This window comes from Pseudomonas sp. PHC1 (assembly GCF_046487845.1).
In the GTDB taxonomy this organism is placed as follows: domain Bacteria; phylum Pseudomonadota; class Gammaproteobacteria; order Pseudomonadales; family Pseudomonadaceae; genus Aquipseudomonas; species Aquipseudomonas sputi.
The window spans coordinates 188,385-210,841 of the sequence record NZ_JBJXHJ010000004.1 but is presented as its reverse complement, the minus strand read 5'-3'; the positions used below and the strand labels follow the sequence as shown (position 1 = coordinate 210,841).

Here is a 22,457-nt window from a genome sequence, read left to right as displayed (position 1 = left end):
CAGCGGTCGCTCTTTCCTCACGCATACCAGGAGTACTGTCATGAATTCCCCGAAATCTCAAGGTACGGCGCTGGTCACCGGCGCTTCTTCCGGCATTGGTGCGGTGTACGCCGAGCGACTGGCGGCACGTGGTTTTGATCTGTTACTGGTGGCGCGTGATCAGGAGCGTCTGGAGTCTGCGGCCAGCAAGCTGCAAGACGCCCATGGCGTTCAGGTTGAAGTGCTCAAGGCCGATCTGACGCAAAAGGATGATGTGATCAAGCTTGAGCAGCGTCTGCGCAGCGATTCCAGCATCACGCTACTGGTCAACAATGCTGGCGTAGCGTCCAACGGATTGCTGGCCAACGCCGATCCCGATGAACTGGAGAAGCTGATCCAGCTGAACGTCACGACCCTGACCCGGCTGGCAGCCGCAGCCGCCTCGGCGTTCACCCGCGCCGGGCGCGGCACGATCATCAACATTGCGTCGGTGGTTGCCCTGTTTCCTGAGCGTTTCAATGCCACCTACAGTGCCAGCAAGGCTTATGTGTTGAGCCTCACCCAAACGCTTAATGCGGAACTGGAAGGCACCGGCGTCAAGGTGCAAGCGGTATTGCCGGGCGTCACCCGGACCGAAATCTGGGAACGCTCCGGATTCGATGCCAGCGGCATTCCGGCGGAAATGGTCATGGAGGCGGGCGAGATGGTCGATGCCGCGCTGTCCGGCCTGGATCAGGGCGAATTGGTCACGATTCCTTCGCTGCCCGATGCCGGGGAATGGCAAGCCTTCGTCGCCGCACGTCATGTGATGGCGCCCAATCTGTCCCATAGCTCGGCCGCCAGCCGTTACAAGTAAATCAAGTCGAGAGAGGTCAACCCGATATGGATCAGCGTCGAGTAGTTGTCACGGGTATGGGCCTGGTTTCGCCCTTGGGAAGCGGCGTCGAAGTCGTCTGGCAGCGCCTGTTGGCCGGGCGTTCGGGATTGCGAAACCTGCCGGAAGCGGTCATTGCCGATCTGCCGACCCGGGTCGGCGGCGTGGTGCCGACGATGGAGGAGGATGCCGAAGCGGGTTTCGATCCGGATCGCGCCACGCCACCCAAAGAACAGAAGAAAATGGACCGCTTCATTCTGTTCGCGATGGAGGCTGCACGGCAGGCGCTTGAGCAAGCGGGCTGGCATCCCACCGAACCCGGCGCTCAGGAGCGCACGGCCACGATCATAGGCTCCGGTGTCGGCGGCTTCGGCGCGATCGCCGATGCGGTACGCACCACCGACAGCCGTGGCCCGCGACGCTTGTCGCCGTTCACCATTCCCTCGTTTCTGGTCAACCTTGCGGCGGGGCATGTCTCGATCCAGCACGGCCTGAAGGGGCCGCTCGGCGCGCCAGTGACCGCGTGCGCGGCTGGTGTACAGGCGATCGGTGACGCCGCTCGATTGATTCGTGCCGGTGAGGCCGACATCGCGGTATGCGGCGGTGCGGAAGCCTGCATCGATCGCGTCAGTCTTGCCGGTTTCGCGGCAGCACGTGCTTTATCCAGCGGCTACAACGACACGCCTGAACGCGCCTCGCGTCCGTTCGACAGTGGACGTGACGGTTTCGTGATGGGCGAGGGCGCCGGGCTGCTGGTGATCGAGTCGCTGGAGCACGCGTTGGCAAGGGGCGCGCAACCATTGGCCGAACTGGTCGGTTATGGCACCAGCGCCGACGCCTATCACTTGACCGCCGGTCCGGAGGACGGCAGCGGTGCACGGCGGGCAATGGAATTGGCGCTGGCCCAGGCCGGCATCACGCCGGATCAGGTGCAGCATCTGAACGCGCATGCGACTTCGACGCCGGTGGGTGACCTCGGTGAACTGGCTGCGATCAAGTCAGTGTTTGGAGCGCAAAACTCAATCGCCGTGACTTCGACCAAATCCGCGACGGGCCATTTGCTGGGTGCGGCGGGAGGTCTGGAAGCGATCTTCACGCTGTTGGCGATCCGCGATCAAGCCGTTCCGCCAACGCTTAACTTCGACAATCCTGATCCGGCGAGCGAAGGGGTGAACATCGTCCACGGTCAGGCGCGGTCGATGCCGATCGAATATGCGTTGTCCAACGGTTTCGGGTTTGGTGGGGTCAATGCCAGCGTGCTGTTCAAGCGCTGGCAGGCTTAGGCTTCCGACCGCTTGAGGTGTTCGCGGGTGACGTCGAGGATGCGTTGCGCAAACCCGGCATCCGCGACACTGCGAGACAGCAGCAGCGCCCCGGCCAGTGTCGCCATGATGACGATGCTGCGCTCGGCGGCGTTCTCGCCTTCGAGGGTGCCTTCTATCTGGTCCAGGCGCGCCTTGAGCACTTCATCGCTGGTCGGGCTAGGCTGACCACGCAGGCCCAGCTCCGATGAAAGGGTGACCAGCGGGCAGCCTTCATGCGGCGTGGTCTGGTGCCACTCGGACAGGTAGGTGTCGATGAACAGCGCCAGCGCATTTTCCTGAGCGAAGATCTCCGCGCACAAGCCAGCCACTTGATCGCCGGCCGCTTGCAGGGCTTTTTCAACGAGTTCGTCCTTGGACTTGAAGTGCGAGTAGAAACCGCCGTGCGTCAGGCCCAGCGCTTTCATCAACGGCTGCAGGCCGGTCGCACCGATGCCGTCCTTGCGAAAACGCTCGGAGGCTTCCTTGATAATACGCTGATGGGTCTGGGCTTTATGATCCTGCGAGTAACGCATCTAAACTCTCCGCAACGAGACCGCCATCTTAACCAATGAAAATTGAATGGTGACTGTACTTCTACTTCCAAAAACCATGCCGATGCATCCAATACATTCCCAACGGGCGCATCGGGTTGGCATGGATAGTGATTGCAGCTTGAAAAGTTGCCCATCACATGAGGAGCAGGAGAATCATGTACAAAGACTACCCGGCTGCCTATCAGGTCAGCAAAGGCTCGGCGTTACAGGTCAATACACCTTTCTACGAACGGATTCGAGACCGCAAGGACGGGCGGACGCTGATCGAACAATTCGAAGTACCGATCCGCACCGGCCGTGCCTGGCATGTGCCGGCGGGGCATGTGTTTCGTGTCACCACACCGGTCGGGCCCCAGGTGGGCGATTTCAATGTGTGGAACGCACACGATCCGCGCGAACGGATGTGGGCGGCGCGTACCCGGCAACTGCAGGGCGCGCATGTCAGCACCCATGACCGGTTATGGTCGAACCTGCCTTTTCTGCGTCCGCTGGTGACCATCACCGATGACAGCCTGGCCGGCTACGGCATCGACGAGCACGGCGGGCGCCTGCACGATTTGCTCGGCACGCGCTGCGATCCTTATGTGAACAAAATGCTCACCGGCGAGGACTTCCATCATCACTGCCATTCCAACCTGACCCGCGCCGTGTTGCCCCATGGCCTGACCGAATTCGACGTGCATGATGTGCTGAACATCTTTCAGTGCACCGGCCTGAATCACGATGACCTGTATTTCATGAAGGCCTGCCCGGCGCAGAAGGGCGACTACCTGGAGTTCTTCGCCGAAATCGACTTGCTGTGCGCATTGTCGACCTGCCCGGGTGGAGATCTGTCATTGGCGATGTGGGGGCCGGACGCGCAGGATCCGCTGACCGTGTGCCGCCCGCTCGGGGTGGAAATCTATCGTATGGACGATGCGTTACTTGAAGGCTGGAGCCAGCCAGAGCGCGCGGCGTACAAAGGCCTGCATGGCTTGCACATTGCCAAGGCAGAGTGGGAAAAATAACCGCGACAAACAACAAACCCCGCCGATTCAGGCGGGGTTTTTCGTTCAGCGGTCCTGCGCGTCCTTGATGTCCGCTTCGGCATTGCGTTCAGCAACGCGTTTGCGTTGTTCGTCGGTCAGTTCGACCTTGTTGGCGGTGTCTCGCAACATCATCAGACCGCCGACGATCGAGCCGATTGCAACGACCAGAATCAACCAGGCATACCAGGGCATAACGGCTCTCCTTAAAGACAGGTCGACGGGCGAGGGTTTCGCCGTGCAACGCTGTATACCACTTTGAGCGAATTGCATTCGCAGTGGTTCCATTCTAGGCCGGTTATGCCCTTGGCGGTTTACAGTCCGGTGAGCATGGCGTCTGCCGGAGCATTGGCGCGCAATTGGCCGGTCAGCAGGAAGTAGCCGAACCCGACGGCCATGAAGCCGAGGAAGATCAGCCCGATCAGCGCATTGAACCAGGCCATCGCCACCAGGCACACCACGGCCAGCACCAGTGCAATCAGCGGAATCAGCGGATAGCACGGCGCGCGGAAGGTGCGCTCCAGATTCGGTTCGGATTTGCGCAGTTTGAACAGGCTGAGCATGCTCATGATGTACATCACGATCGCGCCGAACACCGCCATGGTGATCATCGCGGCAGTGAGGGTCATGCCGCCGAGGTTGATCAGGCCGTCGCTGTAGATCGCCGCGATGCCGATCAAACCGCCGGCGATGATCGCCCGGTGCGGGGTCTGGAAGCGCGACAGCTTTGCCAGCGAGGCGGGCAGATAACCGGCGCGGGCGAGGGCGAAGAATTGCCGCGAGTAGCCAAGAATGATGCCGTGGAAACTCGCCACCAGTCCGAACAGACCGATCCAGACCAGCATGTGCAGCCAGCCGGAGTTGTCGCCAACCACGGTTTTCATCGCCTGCGGCAGCGGATCGTTGATGTTCGACAGGGTGCGCCAGTCGCCGACGCCACCGGCAAAGAACATCACGCCCATGGCCAGCAACACCAAGGTCAGAATGCCGCTGATGTAGGCCTTGGGAATCGTGCGTTTCGGGTCCTTGGCTTCTTCGGCCGCCATGGCCGCGCCTTCGATGGCGAGGAAAAACCAGATCGCAAACGGAATCGCCGCGAACATCCCGGCAATTGCCGGAGCGCCGAAAATGTCCGAACCGGCCCAGCCGTTGAGGGCGAAGTTGCTGAAACTGAAGGCCGGGGCGACCACGCCCATGAACACCAGCAACTCGGCCACCGCCAGTACGCAGACGATCAGCTCGAAGGTCGCGGCCAGTTTCACACCGAGAATGTTCAACCCCATGAAGACGATATACGCGCCGACCGCTGCATGTTTCGGATCGAGGGCCGGAAACTGCACGTTCAGATACGCGCCAATCGCCAGGGCAATCGCCGGCGGAGCGAAGACGAATTCGATCAGCGTCGCGAGCCCGGCAATCAATCCACCTTTTTCACCGAAGGCCCGACGGCTGTAGGCAAACGGCCCGCCCGCGTGGGGAATCGCCGTGGTCAGTTCGGTGAAACTGAAGATGAAGCAGGTGTACATGGTCGCGACCATGAACGAGGTCACCAGAAAGCCGAGTGTTCCCGCGACGCCCCAGCCATAACTCCAGCCGAAATATTCCCCGGAAATCACCAGCCCCACCGCAATGCCCCACAGGTGCAAGGTGCCCAGTGTGGGTTTGAGTTGTGTGTTCATGCGTTGCTCCCTGAACGGTTTGGAAAGCTCGGGGAAGGGCGTGTGCAGTGGGCGTGCCATTTTGTATTGGCGGGTCGTAAAGAGCTGAAAGCTGTCGTATCGGGGATGTTCGCGGCGCAATGCCCACACAATTGTGCGCCAGTTGGGTGCGATGTTGTCTTTGCTGCCGTCTTCGCGAGCAAGCCCACCCCCGCATTTTGAAATGCGCTCGTCCAAATAACGCATATCCCTGTGGGAGTGGGCTTGGTCCGGGCGGCGATCCGACGAAGAGGCCCGTCCACACGACGCAAGACTGTGCTGTAACGCCGCCGTAAACCCACTCTTTACGCTTTCTTTATGCCTCGCGCGCACCCTCGGTCTCGTTCCTTTACAGCCTCCTTTCCGACAATGCCTCCACACGCGGCAATACGCCGTAACACGGAGATCTTCCATGAGCGTTCTGGACGGGGTGTCACTGCTGCTGGCAGTGGGGCTGTTCATTTATCTGTTGGTTGCGCTGTTGCGCGCGGATCGGACTTAGGAGCGGCTATGCACAGTTATGACTATGGGCTGATCCTCGCATTCTTCGCGGTGGTCTTGCTGCCGGCGCCGTTCCTCGGGCGCTTCTACTACAAAGTGATGGAGGGCCAGCGCACCTGGCTGACGCCGATTCTCGGCCCGGTCGAACGTGGCTGTTACCGCATCGCCGGGGTCAATCCGCAAGATGAACAGAGCTGGCAGAAGTACACGCTGGCGTTGCTGGCGTTCAACCTCACCGGTTTTCTGCTGCTGTTCGCAATTCTCGTGTTCCAGGATCACCTGCCGCTGAACCCGCAAAACCTGCCGGGCCAGGAGTGGACGCAAGCGTTCAACACGGCGGTCAGTTTCATGACCAACACCAACTGGCAGTCCTACAGTGGTGAGGCAACCCTCAGCTATCTGAGCCAGATGGTCGGCCTCACCGTGCAGAACTTCGTCAGCGCCGCCACCGGCCTCGCCGTGCTGGTTGCGCTGTGCCGTGGCATCGGACGCAAATCCACCAAGACCCTCGGCAACTTCTGGGTCGACATGACCCGCGCCACCCTTTACGGCCTGCTGCCGCTGTGCCTGCTGCTGGCGCTGTACCTGGTGTGGCAGGGCGTGCCGCAGACCTTCGCCCAATACGTGAATGCGGTGACTCTGCAAGGCGTCGATCAGGTGATCCCGCTGGGTCCGGCCGCCAGCCAGATTGCGATCAAGCAACTGGGCACCAACGGCGGTGGTTTCTTCGGGGTCAACTCGGCGCATCCGTTCGAGAACCCGACCGCCTGGAGCAACCTGTTCGAAGTCGCGTCGATCATCCTGATCCCGGTGGCGCTGGTGTTCACCTTCGGCCATTACGTGAAGGATCTGCGCCAGAGCCGCGCCATCATCGGCTGCATGCTCGCGCTGTTCATCATCGGCGGCGCCACTTCGCTGTGGGCCGAGTATCAACCGAACCCTGCCTTGAACAACGTCGCCGTTGAACAGACCGCGCCGCTGGAAGGCAAGGAAGCGCGCTTTGGCACCACCGCCACCGTGCTCTGGTCGGTGACTACCACGGCGGCGTCGAACGGTTCGGTCAACGGCATGCATGACAGCCTCAACCCGCTCAGCGGCATGGTCGCGCTGGTCAACATGATGGTCGGCGAAGTGATCTTTGGCGGCGTCGGTGCGGGGCTCTACGGCATGTTGCTGAACGTGTTGATCGCGGTGTTCCTCGCCGGCCTGATGATCGGCCGCACCCCGGAATACCTCGGCAAGAAACTCCAGGCCCGTGAAGTGCAACTGCTGGTCGTCACCCTGCTGGTGATGCCGGTCGGCGTGCTGGTGCTCGGCGCGATTGCTGCGAGCCTGCCGGGCCCGGTGGCGGCGGTGAGCAACCCCGGCCCGCACGGTTTCAGTCAGTTGCTCTACGCCTACACCTCGGCCAGTGCCAACAACGGCTCGGCGTTCGGCGGCTTCGGCGCCAACACAGCGTTCCACAACCTGATGCTGGGCCTTTGCATGTTGATCGGCCGCTTCGGTTACATCCTCCCGGTACTGGCCCTGGCCGGCAGCCTGGCGATGAAGAAAACCGCACCGATCGGCCAGAACAGTTTCCCGACCCACGGCCCGCTGTTCGTGACCCTGTTGACCGTGACCATTTTGCTGGTGGGCGGCCTGACCTTCTTGCCGACCCTCGCATTGGGCCCAATCGCCGAACATCTGAGCATGGGCTTCTAAGGAGTCAATGATGAATATGCCCGCAATCAAACCCGCCGCCATCAAGGCGCCGGAACAAGCGAAAACCGCGATCAGCGCCCTGTGGCGTCCGGCGCTGGTGCAAGCGTTCGTCAAGCTCGACCCGCGCCAGTTGCAGCGCTCGCCGGTGATGCTGGTGGTCGAACTGACGGCGATCCTGACCACCGTGCTGTGCTTCATTCCCGACAGCAGCGTGCCGACTTTCGTCGCCGCACAAATCGCGCTGTGGCTGTGGTTCACCGTGCTGTTTGCCAATTTCGCCGAAGCGCTGGCCGAAGGTCGGGGCAAGGCCCGCGCCGACAGCCTCAAGGCCGGCAGCGAAGGCCTCAGTGCCCGACGCAAGCTGGCTAACGGCAGCTTCCAGGTCGTGCCGGCCACCAGCCTGCGCAAGGGCGATCTGGTGCGCGTCGAAGCGGGGGAGATGATCCCCGGTGACGGCGAAGTCATCGAAGGCATCGCGGCGGTCAACGAAGCGGCGATCACCGGTGAATCGGCGCCGGTGATTCGCGAGTCCGGCGGCGACCGTTCCGCCGTCACCGGCAACACCCGACTGGTGTCCGACTGGCTGCTGGTGAAGATCACCGCCAACCCCGGTGAATCGACTCTGGACCGGATGATCGCGCTGGTCGAAGGCGCTAAACGCCAGAAGACTCCGAACGAAGTGGCGCTGGACATCCTGCTGATCGGCCTGACCCTGATCTTCCTGCTGGTGGTCGTGACCCTGCAGCCGTTCGCCCACTTCGCCAACGGCAGCCTGCCGCTGGTGTTCCTGGTGGCGTTATTGGTCACGCTGATTCCGACCACCATCGGCGGTCTGCTGTCGGCCATCGGTATCGCCGGGATGGATCGTCTGGTGCGCCTGAATGTGATCGCCAAATCCGGTCGTGCGGTGGAAGCCGCGGGTGACGTGCATGTGTTGCTGCTGGACAAGACCGGCACCATCACTTTCGGCAACCGGCGTTGCAGCGCGGTGTATGCCGCGCCGGGTGTGGATGCCCGTGAACTGGCCGAAGGCGCGCTGTTCGCCTCGCTGGCCGATGAAACTGCCGAGGGCAAGTCCATCGTCGAGTACCTGCGCGGCTCCAATCCGCAGCCGGAACCGGCGCCGGAAACCCTGACCGCCGTGCCGTTCAGTGCGGAAACCCGCTTGTCCGGTGTCGACTATCAGGGCCGTGTGTTTCGCAAGGGCGCGGTGGATTCGCTGCTGGCCTTCCTCGGTCAACAACGCAAGGATCTGGCCCCGGCGCTGTCCCGGGAAATCGACAAGATCGCCCAGAGCGGCGGCACGCCGTTGCTGGTCTGCGCCGACGGCAAACTGCTGGGTGCGATCCACCTCAAAGACGTGGTCAAGCCGGGCATCCGCGAGCGTTTCGCCGAGCTGCGCAAGCTGGGGATTCGCACGGTGATGGTCACCGGCGACAACCCGTTGACCGCTGCTGCCATCGCGGCTGAAGCGGGCGTCGACGACGTGCTGGCCGAAGCGACACCTGAGAAGAAACTGGCGCGCATCCGTCACGAGCAGAACGACGGTCGACTGGTCGCGATGTGCGGCGACGGCGCCAACGATGCTCCGGCGCTGGCCCAGGCTGACGTCGGCATGGCGATGAACGACGGCACGCAAGCGGCGCGCGAAGCGGCCAACATGGTCGACCTCGACAGCGACCCGACCAAGCTGCTGGACGTGGTGCAGATCGGCAAGGAATTGCTGGTGACCCGTGGCGCGCTGACGACCTTTTCCATCGCCAACGACGTGGCCAAGTACTTCGCGATCCTGCCGGCCCTGTTCGCGGCGATCTACCCGCAACTGGGCGTGCTGAACATCATGCAGTTGAGCAGTCCGCAGAGCGCGATCCTGTCGGCCATCGTCTTTAACGCTTTGATTATCGTCGTGCTGATTCCGCTGGCCCTGCGCGGCGTGCGGGTGCAGGCAGCGAGTGCGGCGGCATTGCTGCGACGCAATCTGCTGATCTATGGCCTGGGCGGGATTCTGGTGCCGTTCGTGGGGATCAAGGCGATCGACATGCTGCTGACGGCGTTGCATCTGGTTTGAACCTGAACAGCGGTGTGCCCGGTACACCGCTTCAAGCACGAATTCGAGGATTTTGAGATGTCCACACTGTTACGTCCGGCCCTGAGCCTGCTGGTGCTGATGACCCTGGTCACCGGCGTTGCCTATCCGCTGGTAGTTACGGGCGTCGCGCAAGTTGCCTTCCCCGAGCAGGCCAACGGCAGTCTGGTGCGCGACGCCGAAGGCAAGGTGCGCGGCTCGTCGTTGATTGCTCAGGATTTTGTCGGCGATGCCTGGTTCCATCCACGTCCATCAGCCGGTGCCTTCGCCACCGTGTCGAGCAGTGCGAGCAACCTGTCGCCGAGCAATCCGGCGCTGGCCACTCGGGTGATCGATGACGCCAACAAGTTGCAGGTGCCCGGTCAGGGCCCGGTGCCGCTGGCGTTGTTGACCACCTCCGGCAGTGGCCTCGATCCGCACTTGCCACCGGCGGCGATTGCCTATCAACTGGCGCGTGTCGCGGCAGCGCGTAATGTGCCGGTGGCGACCTTGCAGCAACTGCTCGACGCGCACGTCGAACAGCCGCTGGTGGGCCCGCCGGTGGTGAATGTGCTGGAGCTGAACATGGCGCTGGAAAAGCTATGAATCGCGATGACACCAGGAAGAGAGAGCTTCAAGCATGAGTGACTCCGGCCGCGCCGACGCGCTGTTAGCAGAACTGCCCCGCGACGGACGCGGCCGGCTCAAGGTTTTTCTCGGCGCAGCGCCGGGCGTGGGCAAGACCTACGCGATGTTGCAGGCCGCTCACAGCCAACTGCGTCAGGGCGTGAAAGTCATCGCCGGGGTGGTTGAAACCCACGGCCGCGCTGAAACCGAAGCGCTGCTTGGCGGCCTGCCGCAATTGCCGCTGGTGCGCTCGCAATACCGCGGTGTGACGCTTGAAGAAATGGACCTCGACGGCCTGCTCGCCGCCAAGCCGAAACTGGTGCTGGTCGACGAACTCGCCCATAGCAACGCCCCCGGCAGCCGCCACGCCAAACGCTGGCAGGACATTCAGGAGCTGCTCGCCGCCGGCATCGACGTGTACACCACGGTCAACGTCCAGCACCTGGAAAGCCTCAACGATCAGGTGCGCGGCATTACCGGTGTGCAGGTGCGCGAAACCTTGCCGGACTGGGTGTTGCAGGAGGCCTACGAACTGCTGCTGATCGACCTGCCGCCCCGGGAACTGCTCGAGCGCCTGCGCGAAGGCAAGGTCTACGTGCCGGAGCAGGCACGCGCCGCGATCGATGCATTTTTCACCCAGACCAACCTCACCGCGCTGCGCGAACTGGCGATGCAGACCGCTGCCGCGCAGGTCGATAACGATCTCGCTCAGGGCTATCGCCAACTCGGCCAGGCCGCACCGGCAGTGCGCGGTCGCTTGCTGGTCGGGGTCGATGGCGATGCCCAGGCCGAACGGCTGGTGCGTCACGCCAGTCGGGTCGCCCAGCGCCGGCATTTGCCGTGGAGTCTGGTGCACGTCGACAACGGCAGCGTGCGGGACGAGCCATCGCGCCTGCGCCTGCAAAGTGCCCAGCAACTGGCCGAACGCCTCGGTGGCGAGGTGGTGTTGCTGCGGGCCGGCGAAGTGGCGAAAACCCTGATTCAGCATGCGGCTGAACGCCGGGCAAGTCTGGTGCTGGTCGGCCAGTCGCGGCCGCGCCTGCGCAGGCGTCTGTTTGGCGGTGGACTGGCGGCGCGTTTGTTGCGTCAGGCCCATGGCCTGGAAATCAACGTGCTGGACAGTGATCAGGAACAGCATCAACCGCGCCCGCGTTCAGCACCGACGCTGGTGTGGTTCGACTATGCGCTGGCGCTGGTCGCCACGGTGTTGGCCAGTGCACTGGCATGGGCGGTGTCCAGCGTGCTGCCGTTGCCGAACATCTCGCTGGTGTTTCTGGCGGCGGTGCTGCTGGTGGCCGTGCGCAGCAGTCTCGGCCCGGCGCTGGCCTGTGCGGCGTTGTCGTTTCTGACCTACGACTTTCTGTTCATCCCACCGAATTTCTCCTTCAGCATCCAGCGCGAAGAAGACGTGCTGACGTTGCTGTTCTTCCTGCTGATGGCGGCGCTCACCGGCAATCTCGCGGCGCGCCAGCGTCGGCAATTGCAGGCGCTGCGCGATACCCAGGAAGAGACCACCGAGTTGCTGGATCTGTCGCGCAAACTCACCGCCGCCACCGACCGTCAGGCCGTGGTCAGCGCCGCCGCGCAGCACCTCAATGGCTGGAGCGATCTGCAACTGTGCCTGCTTAATCGCGACGGGCAGGGCGGCTGGAAAGTCGAGACCGGCGGGCCTTTGCAGTTCACCGAATCCGAACGCGCCGCCGCCGACTGGGCCTGGCAACACGATCAACCGGCGGGCATGGGCACCGGCACGTTGCCGTTCGGGCGCTGGTGGTGGTGGCCGCTGTCAGTGGAGGACGGGCCATTGGCGCTGCTCGGTGTGTGTGCCAAAGAGGGTCAGACATTGAGCGGCCAACGCCGTCGGTTGCTGACCGCGTTGAGTCAGCCCCTGGCTCAAGCATTGGCCCGGGCACAACTGGCCGATGACCTGGAAGCTGCGCGCCTGCACGGCGAAACCGAACAGCTGCGCAGTGCCTTGCTGGCTTCGGTGTCCCACGATTTGCGCACGCCGCTGACTTCGATGCGCGGCAGCATCGACAGCCTGCTGGCGCTCGGCGAAGCGATTCCGCTGGCGGATCGTCGCGAGCTGCTCGAAGGCACCCGCGACGAAGCCGAACGTCTCGATCGCTACATCCAGAACCTGCTGGACATGACCCGTCTCGGCCACGGCGCCCTGAAGCTGGCGCGGGACTGGGTGTCGCCGGCGGACATCGTCGGCAGCGCGCTCAATCGTCTGCGGGCGGTGTTGTCGTCGCTGCAAGTGAGCACCGATGTACCGGCCGAGTTGCCGCTGTTGTACGTGCATGCCGCGTTGATCGAGCAGGCGCTGGTGAACGTGCTGGAAAACGCCGCACGCTTCTCGCCGTTCCACGGCCGTCTGCAATTGCGCGCCGGGGCGGATGACAGCGAAGTGTTTTTCTCGGTCAGCGATGAAGGGCCGGGGATTCCGGTCGATGAGCGGGCGAAGATTTTCGATATGTTCTACACCGCTGCCCGAGGTGATCGGGGCGGGCAGGGCACGGGGCTGGGGCTGGCGATCTGTCAGGGCATGGTCGGCGCCCACGGCGGGCGAATCAGCGTCGGCGACGGCATCGACGGACGCGGCACCTGCATCACCCTGCACCTGCCGTTGCAGACGCAACCGGGGATGGACGGTGAAGCCTGATCCGCACTGCGCTACTCTCTTGCCACTCTTTTGTGTTGATGTGAATTCATGAGCCAGACCGCGACCATTTTGGTCATCGATGACGAACCGCAGATCCGCAAGTTCCTGCGTATCAGCCTCGCTTCTCAGGGCTACAAGGTGCTCGAGGCCGGCACCGGCGCCGAGGGCCTGGCCCAGGCGGCGCTGAACAAACCGGATCTGCTGGTGCTCGACCTTGGCCTGCCGGACATGGACGGCCAGCAAGTGCTGCGCGAGTTTCGCGAATGGGCCACGGCGCCGGTGCTGGTGTTGTCGGTACGCGCGAGCGAAGGGCAGAAAGTCCAGGCGCTGGATGGCGGCGCCAATGACTACGTGACCAAGCCGTTCGGCATTCAGGAGTTTCTCGCCCGGGTGCGCGCCTTGCTGCGCCAGGCACCCGCCGGCGAAGCGCAGCAGGCCGCGTTGAATTTCGGCCCGCTGACCGTGGATCTGGCCTATCGCCGGGTGCTGCTCGACGGCGTTGAAGTCGCCCTGACCCGCAAGGAATATGCAGTGCTGGCGCAACTGGCGCGGCATCCGGGGCGGGTGATCACCCAGCAGCAATTGCTCAAGGACATTTGGGGCCCGACCCACACCGAGGACAGCCACTACCTGCGGATCGTGGTCGGTCATCTGCGGCAGAAACTGGCGGACGATCCGACCAGGCCCCGGTTCATCGTGACCGAGGCGGGGGTGGGGTATCGGCTATTGGATCAGTAGGTTCCATCGACCATTCACAAAAGTCTGATGGGATCCGGGCACTCTTCACCGGGATACCGTTCATCGTGACTGTCAGTTCTGTCAGGTGCGATAGGTGAGTTGTCAGCGGTAGGTTCTTCTTTCAAATGATCAGGGCCAGTGGCTCGGTTATTTGTTCGATCAACCTGGCGGGCATATCGCACCGGAGTACTTATGGACACTGATAAAAAATTTGAAATGGACGAATCCGATGTCTCGATCTCGGGAATAGCTCATTCGTTGCAGGCGCATTCCGGTTTGATGCCAGCCGCTTCTCCCGACACCCTTTATCAGCGCCAACCCCGGGGCGGAAAAGAACCTTACACCTACACGGTAAGCAATTCCCGAATCGCTTGCGTTGATGATCAAGGCACTGTCACTGCGTTAACTGCTGGCGAAGTCTTGGTAACAGTTACCGAAGCTGGTGGTCAGTCCAAAAGTTACCGCTTGATCATCCCCAATGGATATCGTTTCTTTACCTTCGGTCCAGGCCGATTGAGCGCCTTGATTCAGGACGCGAACCGGGAGCGAGTGAGGTTGGCTACCCTCGAAGATTTAACGGTTCTCCATCAGCGCTTTGGTCACGTGTGGCCATTGGGGGGCGGACAGTTCTGGTCGACGACGGGTTCGGCGGAGACGCCCGAGCCTCCACCTCCACCGCCACTGGGGACCGGAATCAATTACTACACCAAGGACATGGCGAACGGGGACGAGCAGACCAACGACAGTGGGCATGTATTCGTCGCTTTGGGTCGAAACCTGTAGAGACTTGCCTGCGAGCAACGCGGCTTGCTCCGGGAGCGGATAACCGCCGCGCAGCTGTTCTCGTGGCCTTCACGCCGACTCAGTTCTGTTCGCTCTCATAGCGGTCGAGGGTATCCCGGGCAATCTCTCGGCCCAGCGCGATCAGTTCCGGCGCCTTATAGAACTCGAAGAACCGGCATACCCGTTTCGGCACGTTGATCAACACGTCCGGTGGGTAGCCGGCGATCTTGTACTGCGCCAGCGAGGTCTGCATCACCTCGAAACTCTGGTTGATCAGGTCGAGCAATGAAGCAGGCCCGACGTTATCGACGATGAACGATCCGGTGGCGGACTTCGGTGCGCCATCGCGTTCAGGCGCGGCGGCCGGTTGCTGGGCTTCCGGCTCGGCGCTTTCGACCCACGGATTGATGTCTGCGGCTTCGGCACGCAGCGCTTCCTGCTCCAGCAACAGCAATTGCTCGGCCTGTTTGCGGCGGAACGGCATCTTCGAACCGAGCGAATTGATCAGGCTGTCAAAGCGCGTACGGAACGCGGCGGGCCGCTGGATCACCGGCAATTTGTAATGGCGCTGGTTGGTTGAGTTGAGGTTGACCGCGATGATCAGGTCGCAATGGCTCGACACCACCGGCACGATCGGCAATGGGTTGAGAATGCCGCCGTCCACCAGCATTCGGTTGCCCTGCATCACCGGGGTGAACAGGCTGGGAATCGCCGCCGAGGCGCGCATGGCCTGATGCAGGCAGCCCTCCTGAAACCAGATCTCCTGCTGGTTGGTGAGGTCGGCGGCCACCGCCGTGTAGGGAATGCGCAGGTCTTCGATGTTGATCTCGCCGACGATCTTGCGGATCTGACCGAAGACTTTCTCGCCACGGATCGCGCCGAGGCGAAAGCTGACGTCCACCAGGCGCAGCACGTCGAGGTAGTCCAGGCTTTCGATCCAGTTGCGGTATTCGTCGAGCTTGCCGGCGGCGTAGATTCCGCCGACCACGGCCCCCATTGAACAGCCGGCAATACAACTGATGTCATAGCCCCGTCGTTCGATCTCTTCGATGACCCCGATATGGGCATAACCCCGGGCGCCACCCGAGCCCAGCACCAGTGCGACACGCTTTTTCATCCAACTTCCTCCCGACAAGGTTCCACAATGCACCCATCGAGTGCCGGGCTTCAATCGCCGGGGTCGCTCGGGGCGGCGATGGCGTCGTTTTTTCGATACTTCCTGACCTGTCGGCGTTATCTTTTGCCGTGCGCTGTAATCGCGGGGCCCAAGGCACTTTTTCGCTGGCGCACCGTCTTACCTGCACGACTGTTGACCTATCTTCGAGGTGTGAGTGATGAAAGCCTGGATCTGTGTGCCGTTGATGGCCCTGGCATTGGCCGGTTGCGCCGGCAAGACCGCTTACCGCGACAGCTGCGGCAGCCAGCTCGACGCGGCGTGGCATGAACTGGATCTGGCCAAGGCCGAAGGGTTTGCCGGCACCGTCAGCTATTCCAAGGCGCTGTCGCTGTTGACGGCGGCCAAGACCCAGCAGCAATTCGAAGGATTCGAAGGCTGCACCAGGAAAGCCGAGAAGGCGCGTTTCTATATTCGCGAATCCCGCGCGGGGCGCTAAGCTGCTGACGTGGCGCAAGGGCAGGTCGCTCGCGCTGGCGCACACTCATGCAGCGTCATTGAATTCAGGAGCAAGTAATGTCTGCGTTGGTTGATCGGCTGGTGGCCCATGTCCTGAGCCTGGAAGTACGGCTGCTGGCCTGTCAGGCCCGTTTGACCGCTCGAACCGACCCTGAAGCACTGCACGACCTGCGCACCACCGTACGGCGCTTGCGCAGTCTGCTGCGACCGTTGCGCGGCTTGCCGGGTGTAGAGCAACTGGAAAGCGCGGCGGCCAGCGTCGGGCAACTGACCACGCCGTGGCGCGACCGCGAGGTGCTGGCGGCCTGGCTGATCAAGCATGATCAGCCCGAAGCCGCGCAACGGCGCATGGCGCAGATGGCCGAGGCTTATCCGGCCTTGGCGGCCAGCGCCGAAGTGGCGTCGCTGCTGATGATCCTCGATGCCTTTCCACGTTTTCTGCGTGCGTCCCAGCGCCAGGGGTTGCTCAAGCGCCTGGATAAACGCATCGAAAAACGTCTGGGCAAACAATGGAAAAACCTCGACGTGGCGCTGCACGACCCGGCCCACGACCGCCATCGCCTGCGTTTGCTGATCAAGCGCGTGCGCTACGGCATCGAGGCTTATCCGGAACTCGATCGTCTGCCCGAAGCTGCGTTGCCCCGTCTGAAATCCGCACAAGGCGCACTCGGTGACTGGCACGATTGCTGGCAATGGCTGGCCCGCGCCGAGCAGGAACCGGATCTTCAACCCTGCGTCGCCACCTGGCAGGCGACCATGATCCAGGCCGAAAGCAAGGCTGACCGGGTGCTGGAAAAACTCGACGCGACCTGCTTCAAATCCTGAAACCCGTTGGCGCGCAGCACTGCTGTCTTATCTGTCAGTCTCTTTGACCGGAATGGACGCTGCGCCGCTCTGCCGCGCTGGTTAAGATCCGGTCATTCCCTTTTTCGTGTCCGAGGTTTCCATGCGCTTTTGCGATCTGATCGATGCTGTCCGTCGTCAACCGGAGGTCACGATTCCGGCGGAGTGGGGGCAGGGCCGAGCCAGTTTTGGCGGCTTGGTTGCCGCCCTCCAATTTGAAGTGATGCGCACCAGGGTGCCGGCCGATCGACCGGTGCGTTCGCTGGCCATCACTTTTGTCGGCCCGGTCGAGCCCGAAGTGCCGGTGAGCTTCGAGGTCGAGGTACTTCGCGAAGGCAAGGCGGTCAGCCAGGTGCTGGGGCGTGCGGTGCAGAACGGTCAGGTGGTGACGATGGTGCAAGGCAGTTTCGGGGCTTCGCGGCCGTCGGAAGTGGCGGTTGAAGCCTATCCGGCGCCGGAGATGAAGCACTGGGAAGACTGCCAGGAGCTGCCGTATATCAAAGGCGTAACCCCCGAGTTCATGCGTCATCTGGCGATGCGCTGGAGTGTCGGCGGCATGCCGTTCACCGGCAATCAATCGCGGCTGATGGGCGGCTGGGTGCGTTTGCGTGGCGATGTGAAGGAAGAGCCGGTCAACGAAGCGCACCTGCTGGCGCTGGTCGATGCCTGGCCACCCGCGCTGTTGCCGTACCTGAAGAAACCGGCGCCGGGCAGCACGCTGACCTGGACCATCGAATTCGTTCAGCCGTTACGGGATGTGAGCACGCTGGACTGGTGCCAGTATCTGGCGGACATCGAGTATGCGACTGACGGTTACGGCCATGTCGCCGCCAAGCTGTGGAGCGCGAAGGGCGAACTGATTGCCATGAGTCGGCAGACGGTAACGATCTTCGCCTGACTCAATGCCGGCGATGGCGTTCACGCCAGGCGCGATACCAGCCGCCACTGAGGAAGAACCGCGGAAAGGTCAGAAACTGCTCGACCAACAGGCGCGAGACGGCATCCTTGCGATCACTGAACGGCTCGGAGGCTTGCGCCTCCAGGCTGTGACCATGACGCTGCAGACCCAGCGCCGCGATGATGCCGATCACGCCGATCGCCACGCTGGCCAGACTCAGGCTGAACACACCCGAGACGATCAACAGAAACGCAACAATGAACAGCGGTACGGCAATCAGGTGCAGCACCAGATTGGTCGGGTGCTGATGGTTGTTCGGGTACGCGCGCCATTGCCACGCGGGAAGGTTGGGGTGACGTTTGCCCATGTTGCTGCTCCTCGATCCATGCTCGGTACATGGTTGAAGAATAGGCCCGGGCAGCCGGGGCGGCGAATCAAGGTTGGCTATTGAAGTGATAGGGACAATGGCCATTTCTGATGTTGACCCCTAGAGCTTGAGCTGACCGATCGCCTGGTTCAGCTCCCCGGCCAGTTTCGCCAAGTCGTTGCTGGTGGTCGCCGAATCCACGGTCTGCTGCACGGTGTTTTCGGTCACATCGCGAATGCTCACCACTGCACGGTTCATCTCTTCGGCGACCTGGCTCTGTTGTTCCGCCGCCACCGCAATCTGCGTGTTGCTTTCGCGCATCTGCGCCACCGCCCCGGTGATTTCCGCCAGCGCTTCACCGGCCTCTTGCGCCTGCTGCACACAGTCGTCGGCCTTGTACGAACTTTCTTGCATGAAGTCCACCGCATCGCGGGTCCCGGCCTGCAACGCCGACACCATGGTGGTGATTTCATCGGTGGAGGTCTGCACGCGTTTGGCGAGGTTACGCACCTCATCGGCGACCACCGCGAACCCGCGACCCATTTCCCCGGCACGGGCCGCTTCGATGGCGGCGTTGAGTGCCAGCAGATTGGTCTGCTCGGCGATGCTGTGAATCACGCTGACCACGCCGTTGATCTTCTGGCTGTCCTCGGCCAGGCGCTGGATCATCTCGGCAGTCTGCTGCACGCCGCTGGACAGGCCGGCAATCGAATGCTGGACGCGGGTCACCACTTGCTGACCGCTGCCGGCCAGGCCGTCGGCGGTCTGCGACAGGTCGCGTGTCGCGCCGGCGTGCTGGGCGATGTGGTAGACGGTGGCGGTCATTTCGTTGATCGCCGTGGCGGCCTGATCGGTTTCGCTCTGCTGGCCGAGCATGCCGTGACGCACCTCGTTCATGCTCGATGCCAGTCGCGCGGCACCGACGTCCAGTTGCCGCGCAGTGTTGGCCACGGTGGTCACCACGCGCTGATAACCAGCCTGCATTGCATTGAACGCGTTGGCCATCTGCCCGACTTCATCCTTGCAGGCCAGCGGCACCCGGGCGGCGAGGTCGCCGGTTTTCTCCACGTGCAGCATCACGTCCTTGAGGGTGTTGAGCTGACTGAGCAGGAAGCGGATCAGCAACTGTGAGGCACCGAGCATCGCCAGCATCAGGATGAACACCGCCACCGCATAGTTGGCGAAGCGCTCGCGAAATACCTGGCTGAGGCTGGGGGCGTAGGCGATCACGGCGACCTGCTGGCCATCGGCACGGCTGAATACCTCGGCGCCGAGCAGCGGGTTTTCGCCGAACAATGGCAAGTGACTGATCTCGATCCAGCCGTTGCTGTCGGTCATCTCCAGCAGCGGCTGATCGTTGAGGCGCGGTGCGTCACCGCGTTTGAAGGTCAGCACCTGATCGGATTTGGGCAGCGCTTGCCCGGTCGGCCAGGCCTTGAGCAATTGCGCCTGGGCCTGGGCCGAGGTTTGCGCGGCGTGGCTGCGGGCCTGTTGTTCGAGCTGCACGGCGTACAGCACCAGCAACAAAGTGGTGACAAAAGCGACCGCGTTGACCGCCCAGAATTTGTATTTCAGCGAAATATTGCTAAGCCAGGCACCCATGGAGGTCTTCTCTGATAGCGGAAACAGTTTTGGCAAGGTGCCATTATTGTGCCGCTACCCAGATGCCCGGTTCTTGATGTGCATCAACAAGTGATGCATCTGCCTCTTTCAGGGCAGGTTAGGTAGACCGTAGAACGCCCGTGCGCAGGCGGTAGTGTGGGCGGCCAGGTCTGCCTCGGTTTCGCCTCGATGCAATGCGACTTCACGCAACACTTCAGTGAGATACGCCGGCTCGTTGCGCCCGTTTTTCGGTTTTGGCCGCAGTGTGCGCGGCAGCAGGTACGGTGCATCGCTTTCCAGCATCAGGCGACCGCGCTTGATTTCCTTCACCAGCGGGTGCAAATGGGTGCCGCGACGCTCGTCGCAGATCCAGCCGGTGATGCCGATGTGCAAGTCCAGATCGAGGTAACTGAACAACGCTTTCTGCTCACCGGTGAAGCAGTGCACCACGGCGGCGGGCAACTGATCACGGAAGTCGCGGAGGATTTCCAGCAGACGCTGGCTCGCATCACGCTCGTGGAGGAACACCGGCAATTGCAGCTCGACGGCCAGCGCCAGATGCTCTTCGAGGACTTTTTCCTGCTGCGGACGCGGCGAGAAATCGCGGTTGAAGTCCAGCCCGCATTCGCCCACCGCTACCACGTTCGATTCCTGCAGCAGGCTGCGCAGACGCCGCGCGCTATCGGCGTTCCAGTCGCTGGCCGAATGCGGGTGAATGCCGGCGGTGGCGAACAGTCGCTGGCCGTCCGGATCCAGTTGCTGGCACAGTTCCAGCGCCTGTTCGCTGCCCTCGACACTGGTGCCGGTCAGTACCAGTTGGCAGACCCCGGCAGCGTAGGCGCGGTCGAGCACGGCCTGGTGTTTGTCGGCGAAACTGGGGTTGGTCAGGTTGACGCCGATATCGATGAGTTGCATGGTGCTACCTCGGGCCGAAGGCCGGAAAGCATATCAGAGCTGTAGATTTATAAGAAAAGCCAAGAACTACAACGGCTTATGGCTGTCTGTTGAGGCCGCGAGACAGGCCGGGCTGGCAGAGTTGCCATCACTGTGCCAGTCTCTCGCACTTTATCAGCGCTCCAGGCGCTCTGTTTTCGTCGGTGTTTTACGGCCGCTCAGCGGTAAAAACACCCCGTATTCTTTCCGGAGAGTGGATGGTTCGTCCCTCGGTTTTGCTCCTGCTGTGTGGTTCGCTGCTGTTGCCGATGACCGCGGTCGCGCGGTTGCCCGGACCGCTGCAAGCTGTGCCGGCGGCCAAGGTTCGCGACCTGACCGAGATCCGCAGCAGCCGTGTCCTGCGGGTGCTGGTCAACCAGAGCCGCAACAGCTCCGGCGAAGTCCAGGGTCAGGCCATCGGCATCGAATACCACCGTCTGCGCGCCTTCGAACAATACCTCAACGGCCACGCCCGCGACGGCCAGGAAATCACCCTCAAGATCATCCCCAAAGCCAAGGATCAATTGCTCGGCGCGCTGCAGCGTGGCGAGGGCGACCTTGTTGCGCCGGGCGAACTGCTCGAGTTGCAACCGGGCCACGCGGTCGCCAGTAGTGAGCCGATTGCCAGCAACGTGCCGTTGCTGCTGGTCGGCATCAAGGGCGAGAAACGCTACACCAGGGTCGAGCAACTCGCCGGCAAAACCCTGGCGTTGCCCACCGGCAGTGCGGCGGGGGAGGCGGTCAGTCAGCTCAACCAGAAACTGGCATTGCACAAACTGGCGCCGATCAAGATTGAATGGGTCGATCCGACTCTCGCGGTCGAGGATGTACTGGAGATGGTCCAGGGCGGGATTTTCCACCTGACCATCGTCGAGCAACCGATTGCCGAGCGTTGGGGCAAGATCCTGCCCAAGCTGCGTTTCGACCGGCAGGTGATGATCAGCGAACCGGGCGAGGAATACTGGTTCGTGCGCCGTGATGCCTCGATGTTGCGGGCGAGCATCGACCGCTTCCTGACCGGCTACAAGAAGCCGGCGAACGAAGATGCGGCCTTTCTGCGGATCTACCGCCGGCTTTATCAAGTTCACTATCCGTTGGCCAAGGCTGATCGCCAGCGTCTGGAAAAACTGCGTCCGACCCTGCAGAAACACGCCGAAGCGCAAAACATGGACTGGCTCAACCTGGCGGCGCTGGCTTTCAAGGAATCGGCGCTGCAGCCCAGCGCGCGCAGCGGCAAGGGCCCGACCGGGCTGATGCAGATCACCCCGTCCGCCGCACAGCGGGTTGGCGTCAACAATATCCAGAATCTCGATGCGAATGTGCAGGCCGGGGCCAAGTACCTGGCGATGATCCGCCGCAAGTTCTTCAACAGCCCGAAACTCAACGAGCGCGAGCGCATGGCGTTCACTCTTGCGGCGTACAACATCGGCCCGGAGCGGGTGCAGGGGATGCGTGCCGAAGCGCGACGGCGCGGTCTGAATCCCAACCAGTGGTTCTTCCAGGTCGAGCGCATTGCCATGGAGCAGGTGGGAATGGGGGCCGTCAGCTATGTTAATAGCGTGAACAAGTATTACTTGGCGTTCGACCGGGAGCGGGAGTCGTTGGAGCCCCGGGGACAGAAAGTTGTCTCACGCAAATGATCTAATAAATTGATTGTTATGGCGG

21 protein-coding genes are annotated in these 22,457 nt (G+C 62.4%); 14 read left to right on the top strand and 7 right to left on the bottom strand.

All coding sequences use genetic code 11. The features are described 5' to 3' along the window. The first annotated feature begins 40 nt into the window (after positions 1 to 40). Together ACKJSM_RS08070 and fabF are read left to right on the top strand one after the other, a co-directional pair. Positions 41 to 835: an SDR family NAD(P)-dependent oxidoreductase gene (locus ACKJSM_RS08070; protein WP_410237183.1), complete on the top strand. Its 795-nt coding sequence runs from the start codon at positions 41 to 43 to the stop codon at positions 833 to 835. 26 nt (positions 836 to 861) lie between these two features. Further along, a complete protein-coding gene (fabF, locus tag ACKJSM_RS08065) occupies positions 862 to 2,136 on the top strand; it encodes a beta-ketoacyl-ACP synthase II (protein WP_236178034.1) in 1,275 nt (424 codons plus the stop codon). Here the strand turns inward: fabF and ACKJSM_RS08060 are convergent. Further along, positions 2,133 to 2,690: a TetR/AcrR family transcriptional regulator gene (locus tag ACKJSM_RS08060; RefSeq protein ID WP_236178035.1), complete on the bottom strand. Its 558-nt coding sequence runs from the start codon at positions 2,688 to 2,690 to the stop codon at positions 2,133 to 2,135. The genes fabF and ACKJSM_RS08060 overlap by 4 nt on opposite strands. Before the next feature lie 176 nt (positions 2,691 to 2,866). Between ACKJSM_RS08060 and ACKJSM_RS08055 the strand changes: the two genes are divergently transcribed. Further along, positions 2,867 to 3,718, top strand: a complete 852-nt coding sequence (locus tag ACKJSM_RS08055; protein WP_410237182.1) for an urea carboxylase-associated family protein — start codon at positions 2,867 to 2,869, stop codon at positions 3,716 to 3,718. A 45-nt stretch (positions 3,719 to 3,763) separates the two neighbouring features. On the opposite strand, the gene ACKJSM_RS08050 is transcribed toward ACKJSM_RS08055, so the two are convergent. Together ACKJSM_RS08050 and eat are read right to left on the bottom strand one after the other, a co-directional pair. Beyond that, complete coding sequence (locus tag ACKJSM_RS08050; RefSeq protein ID WP_007950938.1) at positions 3,764 to 3,931, bottom strand: DUF2897 family protein; 168 nt, start codon at positions 3,929 to 3,931, stop codon at positions 3,764 to 3,766. A 119-nt stretch (positions 3,932 to 4,050) separates the two neighbouring features. After that, positions 4,051 to 5,415, bottom strand: a complete 1,365-nt coding sequence (eat, locus tag ACKJSM_RS08045) for an ethanolamine permease (RefSeq protein ID WP_236178037.1) — start codon at positions 5,413 to 5,415, stop codon at positions 4,051 to 4,053. A gap of 430 nt (positions 5,416 to 5,845) precedes the next feature. On the opposite strand from eat, the gene kdpF reads away from it, so the two are divergent. From kdpF to ACKJSM_RS08010, 7 genes are all read left to right on the top strand, one after another. Then, positions 5,846 to 5,935: a K(+)-transporting ATPase subunit F gene (gene kdpF, locus ACKJSM_RS08040; RefSeq protein WP_007950940.1), complete on the top strand. Its 90-nt coding sequence runs from the start codon at positions 5,846 to 5,848 to the stop codon at positions 5,933 to 5,935. A gap of 8 nt (positions 5,936 to 5,943) precedes the next feature. Further along, entirely contained in the window at positions 5,944 to 7,638 is a 1,695-nt protein-coding gene (gene kdpA, locus ACKJSM_RS08035) for a potassium-transporting ATPase subunit KdpA (protein ID WP_410237181.1), read from the top strand. A gap of 10 nt (positions 7,639 to 7,648) precedes the next feature. Further along, complete coding sequence (gene kdpB, locus ACKJSM_RS08030) at positions 7,649 to 9,706, top strand: potassium-transporting ATPase subunit KdpB (protein WP_410237180.1); 2,058 nt, start codon at positions 7,649 to 7,651, stop codon at positions 9,704 to 9,706. Positions 9,707 to 9,763: 57 nt separating this feature from the next. After that, positions 9,764 to 10,309 (top strand): potassium-transporting ATPase subunit KdpC, encoded by a 546-nt coding sequence (gene kdpC, locus ACKJSM_RS08025; RefSeq protein WP_410237179.1) that lies wholly within the window; start codon positions 9,764 to 9,766, stop codon positions 10,307 to 10,309. Positions 10,310 to 10,343: 34 nt separating this feature from the next. After that, positions 10,344 to 12,995, top strand: coding sequence for a DUF4118 domain-containing protein (locus tag ACKJSM_RS08020; protein ID WP_410237178.1), 2,652 nt, complete (start codon positions 10,344 to 10,346; stop codon positions 12,993 to 12,995). A gap of 48 nt (positions 12,996 to 13,043) precedes the next feature. Continuing rightward, entirely contained in the window at positions 13,044 to 13,733 is a 690-nt protein-coding gene (locus ACKJSM_RS08015) for a response regulator (protein WP_410237177.1), read from the top strand. Positions 13,734 to 13,925: 192 nt separating this feature from the next. Further along, positions 13,926 to 14,516: an Ig-like domain-containing protein gene (locus tag ACKJSM_RS08010; RefSeq protein WP_410237176.1), complete on the top strand. Its 591-nt coding sequence runs from the start codon at positions 13,926 to 13,928 to the stop codon at positions 14,514 to 14,516. A gap of 79 nt (positions 14,517 to 14,595) precedes the next feature. Here ACKJSM_RS08010 and ACKJSM_RS08005 read toward each other — a convergent pair whose 3' ends face one another. After that, positions 14,596 to 15,633 carry a patatin-like phospholipase family protein gene (locus ACKJSM_RS08005; protein ID WP_410237175.1) on the bottom strand — a complete coding sequence of 346 codons (1,038 nt, stop codon included), beginning with the start codon at positions 15,631 to 15,633 and terminating at the stop codon, positions 14,596 to 14,598. A gap of 217 nt (positions 15,634 to 15,850) precedes the next feature. Between ACKJSM_RS08005 and ACKJSM_RS08000 the strand changes: the two genes are divergently transcribed. The 3 genes from ACKJSM_RS08000 (at position 15,851) to ACKJSM_RS07990 (ending at position 17,890) form a co-directional block, all read left to right on the top strand. Further along, positions 15,851 to 16,129, top strand: coding sequence for a hypothetical protein (locus ACKJSM_RS08000; RefSeq protein WP_011335323.1), 279 nt, complete (start codon positions 15,851 to 15,853; stop codon positions 16,127 to 16,129). A 77-nt stretch (positions 16,130 to 16,206) separates the two neighbouring features. After that, positions 16,207 to 16,974 carry a CHAD domain-containing protein gene (locus ACKJSM_RS07995; protein ID WP_410237174.1) on the top strand — a complete coding sequence of 256 codons (768 nt, stop codon included), beginning with the start codon at positions 16,207 to 16,209 and terminating at the stop codon, positions 16,972 to 16,974. Positions 16,975 to 17,095: 121 nt separating this feature from the next. Next, the gene (locus ACKJSM_RS07990) at positions 17,096 to 17,890 is read left to right on the top strand and encodes a thioesterase family protein (protein WP_339487279.1); all 795 of its coding nucleotides are present in this window, start codon (positions 17,096 to 17,098) and stop codon (positions 17,888 to 17,890) included. Between the two features lies 1 nt (position 17,891). Here ACKJSM_RS07990 and ACKJSM_RS07985 read toward each other — a convergent pair whose 3' ends face one another. The 3 genes from ACKJSM_RS07985 to ACKJSM_RS07975 form a co-directional block, all read right to left on the bottom strand. Continuing rightward, positions 17,892 to 18,257 carry an Mpo1-like protein gene (locus ACKJSM_RS07985; protein ID WP_039770492.1) on the bottom strand — a complete coding sequence of 122 codons (366 nt, stop codon included), beginning with the start codon at positions 18,255 to 18,257 and terminating at the stop codon, positions 17,892 to 17,894. Between the two features lie 120 nt (positions 18,258 to 18,377). Then, positions 18,378 to 19,859: a methyl-accepting chemotaxis protein gene (locus tag ACKJSM_RS07980; RefSeq protein ID WP_410237173.1), complete on the bottom strand. Its 1,482-nt coding sequence runs from the start codon at positions 19,857 to 19,859 to the stop codon at positions 18,378 to 18,380. 108 nt (positions 19,860 to 19,967) lie between these two features. Further along, positions 19,968 to 20,774 (bottom strand): TatD family hydrolase, encoded by an 807-nt coding sequence (locus tag ACKJSM_RS07975; protein ID WP_410237172.1) that lies wholly within the window; start codon positions 20,772 to 20,774, stop codon positions 19,968 to 19,970. 236 nt (positions 20,775 to 21,010) lie between these two features. Between ACKJSM_RS07975 and ACKJSM_RS07970 the strand changes: the two genes are divergently transcribed. After that, complete coding sequence (locus ACKJSM_RS07970) at positions 21,011 to 22,432, top strand: transglycosylase SLT domain-containing protein (protein ID WP_410237171.1); 1,422 nt, start codon at positions 21,011 to 21,013, stop codon at positions 22,430 to 22,432. Positions 22,433 to 22,457 lie beyond the last annotated feature (25 nt).